We start from the raw sequence: 8,885 nt of genomic DNA, 5'->3' as shown, positions 1-8,885 counted from the left end.
GTCCGGTATTCGAAGAACTCCGGCAGCGGAGCGGTACCGCCCAGGCGGAGGGAGCGCACGAGTGGTCGCAGACGAAGGGCGCGGGTGTCCGCCACGGCGTCGTTGTAGAAGCGGTGCGCGAGCTGGACGCGGACCTCGGCGTCGATAAGCTGCGGTGGCAACTCCAGCGGTGACAGCGCCCGGGACAGGTCCCGCTCCCGGGAGATGCGCTTATCCACGTCCCCGTGCACCAGCGGCACCTCCTCCGCCGCGACGGCCACCGCGCGCACCTCCGGCAGCAGGGCGGCGACGACCGCCGCCCGCCGGTCGAGTGCCGCCTGCAGGGAGGCGAGCGCGGCGTCGGTGCGGATGTGCAGGCGGTTGAGGCGCTGCGCCGTGAAGTACGCCCACAGCAGCAGCGCCGTCAGCGCCACCGCGAGCAGGATCCACCACACCATCACTCCACCCCCACCACTGAGCCGTCGGCGACCGTCTCGTAGACGGTGAGCACATCCGCGGCCACGGTGTCCCAGTCGAAGCGTTCGGCCCGGCGCTCACCGGCGGCGATCACCTCTGCGCGGCGCTGGGGGTCGTCGATAAGCCCGCGCAGCTGCGCGGCGAGATCGGTGGCGGATCCGGTACGGAAATACACCGCCGCGTCCTGGCCGACAGCCGCGAAGGCCTCGAGATCGCTGGCCACCACGGCGCAACCGGCGGCCATGGCCTCGACGAGGACGATCCCGAAGCTCTCCCCGCCGGTGTTGGGCGCGACGTAGATGTCGGCGCGACCGAGCACGGCGGCCTTCTCCTCCTCGCTCACCCGACCGAGAAACTCCACCCCCGCCACATCGCGTGGGCGCCCGCCGCCGATGACGGTGACGCGGACCTCGCGGTCGAGCCGGGCCACGGCGTCGAGAAGAATGTCCAGGCCCTTGCGGGGTTCATCGAGCCGGCCCAGGAAGACGATCTCGGGAGGGTGCCCGGGGGCCTGCCGGGCGGCGGCGAAACGCGCGGTGTCCACCCCGTTGGGGATGAGCACCGGATCGCCGCCCACCTGCTCGACCTGCCACCGCCGGGCCATCTCGGACACGGCGATCCCGCCCCGGATCTTCTCCAGGGCCGGGCGCAGCAGCGGGCGGGCCAGCTGCAGCATGAGCGACCCCGAGCTGGAGGCATGGTAGGTGGCCACGATCGGCCCGGTGGCCATCCACAGCGCCACCATGGAGTAGCTCGGCGAGTTCGGCTCGTGGATGTGCAGGACGTCGAAACGCCCGCGGGTGATGAAGTCGCGGACTTTCGCTCGCACCGCCGGTCCGATGCTCAGCCGGGCGACGGAGCCGTTGTAGCGGATGGGTACGCTGCGCCCGCCACGGGTGACGAACTCCGGTACCGCCGTGTCCTCCGCCGCCGGGCCGAGCACCTCCACGTGATGCCCACGGGCGCGCAGCACGTGCGCCAGATCAAGGATGTGGGCTTGAACTCCCCCGGGTTCATCGAAGGAATAGGGACAGATGACGCCGATCCTCATCGGCGCCTCCGGTCCACCGGCCACTGCGGTTGCAGCATGTGCCAGTCCGCCGGGTGGGCGGCGATGTTGGCCGCGAACACCTCCGCCACGCGCTGGGTGGTCGCCTCGAGGGTGTCCACCTCCAGGGGCGCGGAGGCGCTGAGCCCCCAGCCGCTGTCGGTGAACCAGCAGTGCACGGCGTGCAGGCTCGCGCCGGTGTCCAGCGCCAGCTGCGCGGGGCCGCGGGGAAAGCTGGTCTGCTCTCCGAAGAACTCGACCGGGACACCGGTGCCACGCAGGTCACGTTCACCCATCAGCGCCACCACGCCCCCGCCCTCCAACACCTCGCGCAGCCGCGGGTAGGGGGCGGGGCCCCCGGTCAGGGGCAGCACCTCGAATCCGAGGGTCTCGCGATAATCGACGAACGCCCGGTAGAGAACCTCCGGTTTCAGCCGTTCCGCCACCGTGGTGAACTGGCCGTTGATGCGGGTGAGGTAGAGCCCCGCCATGTCCCAGTTACCCGAGTGCGGCAGGGTGAGGATGACCCCCTGACCCCGCTCCAACGAGGCGTGCAGGTGCTCGAGGCCGGTGACGTCCATGCTCAGCGGCGCGTCGAGCATGGCCGGCAGGCGGAAGGCCTCACGCCAGTAACGCGCGTACGAACGCATCGAATCACGCACCAGCGCGCGGGTGACGTTCTCGGCGCCGACCACCCGGGTGAGGTTGCGGCGCAGCATCTCCATGCCGCGGCCATGGTCGCAGGCCCGGTCGGCGGCGGCGTCGAAAAGCTTCTCGACGACCGGTTCCGGCAGATGCCGCACCACCTTCCACCCGGCCAGGTAGCCCAGGGCCACCGGATCGATGCTCATCGGGTGGCAGCTCCCTGCGGGTCCACGTCCCGGGTACCGGGCGGCGGGGCGATGTGCTCGAGTGCCTCCGGATTCCGCGAGGCGGTGATCAGGCGCTGGATGACGGTGTAGACGGAGCCGGCGGCGAGGACGACGAGTGCGACCTCGATGGCGTAGGGCACCCCCAGCCCCTGCAGTCCGATGCCCACCAGCCCGATGATGAGACGCTCGGGGCGCTCGATGAGCCCGCCCTGGATAGTGAAGCCACTGGCCTCACCGCGTGCCTTGACATAGGAGGTGACCTGCGAGGCGATGAGCACCACGAAGGAGGCCACGATGAACGCCGGGTGGGCGCCATGGGAAAACACGAGCCACCACGTGATGGCGGCGAACAGCGCGCCGTCGGTGATGCGGTCGCACGTGGCGTCGAGTGTCGCCCCGAAGCGGGTGCCACCACCCCGGAGGCGGGCCATGGTGCCGTCGACCAGATCGAAGGCGGCGAACACCCCGGAGAGGAGGGCCGCGGCGAACAGGTGACCGGCGGGAATGAGCACCACCGCCACGGCGCAGGTGGCCACCGCCCCGATGACAGTGACCACGTTGGGGCTCAAGCCCAGGCGCAGCAGGGCACGCGCCACCGGTTCCACGATCACTGACGCGGGACGCCGTCCCCGGGTGCTAAGCACTCTCGACCTCCACCCAGGCGGCGGCGAGCAGGGCGCGGGTGTCACGCAGCAACTGCGGCAGCACCTTTGTGTCACCGAGGATGGTGAGAAAGTTCGCGTCGCCGGCCCAGCGCGGGACGATGTGCATGTGGATGTGATCGCCCACGGAGCCACCCGAGGCCTTGCCCAGATTGAACCCGACGTTGATGCCCTCCGGATTCGAGACCTTCTTGAGCACCTTGACCGCGGTGGTGACAAAGCTCATCAGCTCCGTCATCTCCGCAGCCGTGAGATCCTCCAGGTCCGCGGTCTGGCGGTACGGGATGACCATCATGTGCCCGGCGTTGTATGGGTACAGGTTGAGGATCGCGTAGACGAGCTCGCCGCGGGCGACGATGAGTGCGTCCTCGTCGGACATCTTCGGCGCCTCGAGGAAGGGGGCGGCGGGCTTGTCGGAGCCGGCCGGCCGATTCTTGATGTAGCCCATTCGGTACGGAGCCCACAACCGGGTGAGGGAGTCCTCCTCCCCCACCCCGGTGTCGGTCCAGGTGGAACCGGCGTTATCGGCGGGCTGCAAGGGCTTCCTCGCTCGGCTGGACGTTGACGCGGTCGGTGACCCAGGTGTCGATGAGCTCGATCGCCTCGGCGACCGGCACGCCGTTGACCTGGGTGCCGTCGAGGAAACGGAAGCTCACGGCATCCGCCTCCACGTCGCGGGCACCGGCCAGCAGCATGAAGGGCACCTTGCCGGTCGTGTGGTTGCGGATCTTCTTCTGCATGCGGTCATCCGAGGTGTCCACCTCGGCGCGGATGCCGCGCTGACGCAGCTGCGCGGTGACCTTCTCCAGGTGCGGGGCGAAATCCTCGGCCACCGGGATGCCCATGACCTGGTGCGGGGCCAGCCACACCGGGAAGGCACCGGCGTAGTGCTCGAGGAGCACGCCGAAGAAGCGCTCGATGGAGCCGAAGAGCGCACGGTGGATCATGATGGGGCGCTTCTTGGTGCCGTCGTTGGCGGTGTACTCGAGGTCGAAACGCTCGGGCAGGTTGAAGTCGAGCTGCACGGTGGACATCTGCCAGGTACGGCCGATGGCGTCGCGGGCCTGCACGGAGATCTTCGGACCGTAAAAGGCCGCGCCCTCCGGGTCCGGCACCAGGTGCAGGCCGGAGTTGTCGGCCACGCGCTGGAGGATCTCGGTGGAACGCTCCCAGATCTCGTCGGAGCCGACGGACTTCTTCGGGTCCCGGGTGGACAGCTCGAGGTAGAAGTCGTCGAGGCCGTAGTCGGTGAGCAGGGAGATGATGAAGTCCAGGACCGAGGTCAGTTCGGCCTCGAGCTGGTCCTCGGTGCAGTAGATGTGGGCGTCGTCCTGCGTGAAGCCGCGGGCGCGGGTCAGGCCGTGGATGACACCGGACTTCTCGTAGCGGTAGACCGTACCGAACTCGAACAGTCGCAGCGGCAGCTCGCGGTAGGAACGGCCGCGGGAGGCGAAGATGAGGTTGTGCATCGGGCAGTTCATCGGCTTGGCGTAGTAGTCCTGGCCGGGCTTCGTCTCGTTGCCGTCCTCGTCGTACTCCGCGTCGAGCTGCAGCGGCGGGAACATGCCGTCCTTGTAGAAGTCCAGGTGGCCGGACTTGGCGAACAGGTCGCCCTTGGTGATGTGCGGGGTGTTGACGAAGGAGTATCCGGCAGCGATGTGGCGGCGGCGGGAATGCTCCTCCATCTCCAGGCGGATGATGCCGCCGTTGGGGTGGAACACCGGGAAGCCGGAGCCGATCTCATCCGGGAAGGAGAACAGGTCGAGCTCGGAGCCCAGGCGACGGTGGTCGCGCTTCTCCGCTTCGGCCAGCATGTGCTGGTACTCCTCGAGCGACTCCTTGTCCTCCCAGGCGGTGCCGTAGATGCGCTGCAGTCCGGCGTTGTCCTGGTTGCCGCGCCAGTAGGCGGCAGATGACCGGGTGATGGCGAACGCCGGGATGTACCGGGTGGTGGGCACGTGCGGTCCACGGCACATGTCCGACCATTCGACCTCACCGGTACGCGGGTTGAGGTTGTCGTAGGCGGTCAGGGCGCCGGCACCAATCTCGGTGGCCTCATCGGAATCCGGGTCGATGTTGCCCTTGTCGGCGACGAGCTCCAGCTTGAAGGGCTCGTTGGCCAGCTCCTCGGCGGCGGCCTCGGTGGAGGCGTAGGTGCGGCGCTCGAACTTTTGGCCGGACTTGATGATCTTCTTCATCCGCTTCTCGATGGCCTTGAGATCCTCCGGGGTGAAGGGCTCGGCGACCTGGAAGTCGTAGTAGAAACCGTTGTCGATGGCCGGGCCGATACCCAGCTTCGTGCCCGGGAACTCCGCCTGCACGGCCTGCGCCAGCACGTGGGCGCAGGAGTGGCGGATGACGGAACGGCCCGCCTCGGAGCTGGCGGGCACCGGGGTGAACTCGGCGTCGGTCTCCGGGGTGTGCGACAGGTCGCGGAGGGTGCCTTCGGCGTCTGCGACCACGACGATCGCGTCCGGGCCCTTGTTCGGCAGGTCCAGCTCCCGCATCGCGGCGCCGACGGGCGTGCCGGCCGGGACCGTGAAGGACGGGAAGACGGGGGCGGTGGTGTTCACCATGAGTGTGCTGCGCTCCTTAACTTGCGCTTGCGCAGGCGGCGGCATACCTGGCCGCTGCCTGCTTGTTCCTGACGGGCACGGCTGCGACCCTAAGGCGCAGACGCTACGCGCAACATACTACCCCGCGGGGGCGTGAGTAAGCGTCACGCCTCCAGCAGTCGCTGACCCCAGTAGGCGTCGCCGCCCTGGCCGTCGGCGCTGGTGCCCGGGGGCATCCAGTAGACGCCGGAACCGATGTGGGTGATCCACTCGTTGAGGCGGTCAGCTTCGTCGAGACGCTTCTGGATGGGGTCGTACTGCTGGAGCGGGTCCTTCTGGAAGCAGAGGAACACCAGGCCCGCATTGGAGAGCTGACCACTGCCCGGTTCCGGGGCCAGATCATAGTTGTAGGGGCGGCGCAGCAGGCGCTGCTCCGGGTGGTCGGCGGGCGGTCGGGAGCGGAAGACGTGGCTCTGCCGGTCGATCACCGGCAGCCCGAAACGGTCGGTGGCCTCGACATCGGGCTCGTCGAACTCGTCCTCGCCGGTCAACGGGGCACCGTTGCGGAGGTTACGTCCCAGGGACTCCTCGCGGGAGGGGCGGTCGAGCATCTCCCAGGTGTCCAGGTTCATGGCGATGCGGCGCACGACCATGGTCGTTGAGCCCTGCATCCACTCGGGGCCGTCATCGGAGATCCACACCTGCTCCGCGAAGTCCTCCTCCGTGCGGGGGTTGACGGTGCCGTCGACCTGACCGAAGAGGTTTCGGGGGGTCTCCCCCGGGGTGTGGGCACCGTCGGCCCGCAGGAAGCCCTGCTGCATCCAGTGGACCTGGGCGTAGTCGACACCGGAGCGCACCAGGTGGCGTGTGGCATGGGAGAGCATGGTCGGATCATCGCAGCAGACCTGGATGACCAGGTCGGTCTGCCCCCACCTCTCATCCAGCTGGTCGAGGTTGTAGTCGGGCAGCGGCGCCAGCCACTCCGGCCGCTTGTCGACGGCGTCGATCACCTCGAACAGCCGCGGCCCGAAGCCACACGTGATGGTGAGGTTCGCCGGGGCGACCACCAGTTCCGGTTCGAGGCTGCCCAACGGGGCCTCTCCCGTGCACAGTCGCCGGGAGTCCTCCGACCACGTGGTCATCAGTCGGGAGACCGCGCCCCGGTCCGCCCCGTCGATGAGATTGAAGCCGATGAGGTTGAGGGTGGCCTGCGCCGGGGTGGCGATACCCGCCTGATGCGCGCCGTCGAAGGGGACGATCGCGTCATAGAGCCGTGGGGTCTCGCCAGCGGGATCCGGAGACTCCTGCTGCGCCATCGGGTTGGTGGTCGCGACAGGATCGGATTCCCCGGTGGAACAGGCGGCCAGTGCCGCTCCACCGGCGGTCACCGACAGTCCGGTGAGAAATCCACGGCGGGTCAGGGGAAACATGGCGCTGGTGTCACTTCCTTCTAGTGATTGTCGTTCTCGCCCATCTGGTGACCCTGGAGGGTGCCGTCCTCACCGTAGCTCTCCTCACCGGAGGCGATGGTGCGGACCGGCAGGTCCGCGATCTCCTGGGTGGAACCGTCACCGAACTCGAGGGTGATGTCGATGGTGTCACCGGCCTCGATGGCCTCGGTGTAGTCCATGAGCATCATGTGGTCCCCGCCCGGCTTGAGCTCGTAGTCCTCCCCGGCGGGCAGGACGAAACCGCCCGGCTTCATCTGCATGACGCCGTCGACGACCTCGTGCATCTCATGGCGCGGGACATCCAGGTTGGTGGTGAAACCGACGACCTCGACGTCCTCGTCGCCGTTGTTGGTGAAGACTCCGAAGATGCCGGTCATGTCCTGGTCGGCGGGCTTGGCCTTGACGAAGGCCTCCGAGAACGTGACCCACCCGGCGTGCTCACCGGCGGCAACATCAGTGGCAGCGGCGGTGGTCTGGGTGGTGTCGGTACCGGTGTCGCCGTCACCGGCATCGCCGGAGTCGGTGCACCCGGCGAGGGTGAGTGCGGACAGCGCGAGAACGGACAGTGCGATACGACCGCGGGTGAACATTTCTACTCCTGTGTGTTGTGTCGTCCCCGGGCCACCATCATGACGATGACACCGAGAACCGCCAGTACGCCCACGCCAGCCAGGATCCACATGAGCGGACCCTGCCCCGCGCTTGCCGACGCTCCCTCGTCCGCCGCCGGGGCGGTGGTTTCCTGCGCGGTGGTCTCCTGTGTTGCACTCTCCGGGGCGGTGGTCTCCTCCGGCTCGCCGGCCACCGTGAAGGTGGTCATGCCGCGGGTGGAGTGACCGTCCGAGGAGGTGATCTGGAAGCCGATGTTGTAATCGCCGGCACCTGGATCGACGTCATCAGGGACCTCGATGCTCACCATGCGCCCGTCGATGGTCGGCGGACCGGAGAAGAGCACCTCACCGGAATCGCTGTCCGAAATGGCGACGGTATTGAAGTCCTCCTTGACGTAACCCGAGAACTCCAGCTCGATGACCTCGGGAAACTCCTCGACAACCTCCTCATTGGCCGGGTTACCGCCAATGACGACATCATGCGCCGACGCAGGGGCCGCCAGGGCCAGGACGGCGGCCGCTGCTGCAGGTGCCACCAGGCTCCGGAGTACTCGGGTGCGGGGCATTGACACGGAGACAGTCACCTTCATTTCGTCTTGAGGGAATGGTCAGGGGCATACGATACCCGCACGGTGCGGGCATCATAAGAGCTGTCGCTGTGGTGCGGAACATAGTTCCCGGGCCGGTTCCGGCGCAGCTGATTTTCATTCATTTCCACAGAACGTTGCTTCATCACGCACCGCCGGTACCTGCAGGGATGGACCCACCCGCAGACAACTGTGATCCGCGGCACGATCCTCCTACTTCCGATGGATGCTCATACCGTACGTGGGTATGACACGACGGACCAAAACGCGGAAGAACGCGGAAGACCCCGGCCGACTGAAGACGTCGACCGGGGCCTTGTGCGGTGGTCCTAGCTGGGTTCGAACCAGCGACCTTTCCGGTGTGAACGGAACGCTCTTCCACTGAGCCATAGGACCTTGTGCGTTAAGAAACCTTACACACCGCCCCCGGATTGCACCTAATCCGCAGGTCAACACGCCTGCAGGCGCCGCGAATGACATGGTCGTAATTCGAAGCGCGAACAGAGCCCGGAATTTGCGGCACGAGCAGGCGATTTGTGTTCTGAACGCCGTTGCGGATAAAGTTCTGTCTCGCACCACACGGTGCAGTGCGGATGTAGCGCAGTTGGTAGCGCATCACCTTGCCAAGGTGAGGGTCGCGAGT

Annotated in this window: 10 protein-coding genes and 1 tRNA gene; all 11 read right to left on the bottom strand. The window is 67.5% G+C overall.

Annotation, left to right across the window (positions count from 1 at the left end):
* Positions 1-440 (bottom strand): hypothetical protein (locus tag Q4F73_RS03575; RefSeq protein WP_303357980.1); only part of this gene is annotated, 440 nt, incomplete at its 3' end.
* Entirely contained in the window at positions 437-1,507 is a 1,071-nt protein-coding gene (locus tag Q4F73_RS03570; protein WP_303357979.1) for a glycosyltransferase family 4 protein, read from the bottom strand. The genes Q4F73_RS03575 and Q4F73_RS03570, both read right to left, overlap by 4 nt.
* Entirely contained in the window at positions 1,504-2,355 is an 852-nt protein-coding gene (locus Q4F73_RS03565; protein ID WP_303357978.1) for a phosphatidylinositol mannoside acyltransferase, read from the bottom strand. The genes Q4F73_RS03570 and Q4F73_RS03565 overlap by 4 nt, the downstream gene beginning before the upstream one ends.
* Positions 2,352-3,020 (bottom strand): phosphatidylinositol phosphate synthase, encoded by a 669-nt coding sequence (gene pgsA, locus Q4F73_RS03560; RefSeq protein ID WP_303357977.1) that lies wholly within the window; start codon positions 3,018-3,020, stop codon positions 2,352-2,354. The genes Q4F73_RS03565 and pgsA overlap by 4 nt, the downstream gene beginning before the upstream one ends.
* Positions 3,013-3,576: an HIT domain-containing protein gene (locus Q4F73_RS03555; RefSeq protein WP_303357976.1), complete on the bottom strand. Its 564-nt coding sequence runs from the start codon at positions 3,574-3,576 to the stop codon at positions 3,013-3,015. The genes pgsA and Q4F73_RS03555 overlap by 8 nt, the downstream gene beginning before the upstream one ends.
* Positions 3,560-5,614: a threonine--tRNA ligase gene (gene thrS, locus Q4F73_RS03550; RefSeq protein WP_303357975.1), complete on the bottom strand. Its 2,055-nt coding sequence runs from the start codon at positions 5,612-5,614 to the stop codon at positions 3,560-3,562. The genes Q4F73_RS03555 and thrS overlap by 17 nt, the downstream gene beginning before the upstream one ends.
* 143 nt (positions 5,615-5,757) lie before the next feature.
* Positions 5,758-7,023: a Dyp-type peroxidase gene (locus tag Q4F73_RS03545; RefSeq protein ID WP_303357974.1), complete on the bottom strand. Its 1,266-nt coding sequence runs from the start codon at positions 7,021-7,023 to the stop codon at positions 5,758-5,760.
* A gap of 20 nt (positions 7,024-7,043) precedes the next feature.
* Positions 7,044-7,634 (bottom strand): copper chaperone PCu(A)C, encoded by a 591-nt coding sequence (locus Q4F73_RS03540; RefSeq protein WP_303357973.1) that lies wholly within the window; start codon positions 7,632-7,634, stop codon positions 7,044-7,046.
* Between the two features lie 2 nt (positions 7,635-7,636).
* A complete protein-coding gene (locus Q4F73_RS03535) occupies positions 7,637-8,239 on the bottom strand; it encodes a copper resistance CopC family protein (RefSeq protein WP_303357972.1) in 603 nt (200 codons plus the stop codon).
* 327 nt (positions 8,240-8,566) lie between these two features.
* A tRNA-Val gene (locus tag Q4F73_RS03530) sits at positions 8,567-8,638 on the bottom strand.
* Positions 8,639-8,645: 7 nt separating this feature from the next.
* The coding region (locus Q4F73_RS03525) for a hypothetical protein (RefSeq protein WP_303357971.1) at positions 8,646-8,885 on the bottom strand (240 nt) is incomplete at its 5' end.

The sequence above is a fragment of the Corynebacterium sp. genome (assembly GCF_030535495.1).
In the GTDB taxonomy this organism is placed as follows: Bacteria; Actinomycetota; Actinomycetes; order Mycobacteriales; family Mycobacteriaceae; genus Corynebacterium.
Note: the sequence above shows the minus strand (reverse complement) of the source record. Positions and strands in the feature narration are given on the sequence as shown.

Coding starts and splice junctions, on each gene's coding strand:
- Q4F73_RS03570 (WP_303357979.1), bottom strand. CDS start 1,507: ATGAGGATCGGCGTCATCTGTCCCTATTCCTTCGATGAACCCGGGGGA.
- Q4F73_RS03565 (WP_303357978.1), bottom strand. CDS start 2,355: ATGAGCATCGATCCGGTGGCCCTGGGCTACCTGGCCGGGTGGAAGGTG.
- thrS (WP_303357975.1), bottom strand. CDS start 5,614: ATGGTGAACACCACCGCCCCCGTCTTCCCGTCCTTCACGGTCCCGGCC.
- Q4F73_RS03545 (WP_303357974.1), bottom strand. CDS start 7,023: ATGTTTCCCCTGACCCGCCGTGGATTTCTCACCGGACTGTCGGTGACC.
- Q4F73_RS03540 (WP_303357973.1), bottom strand. CDS start 7,634: ATGTTCACCCGCGGTCGTATCGCACTGTCCGTTCTCGCGCTGTCCGCA.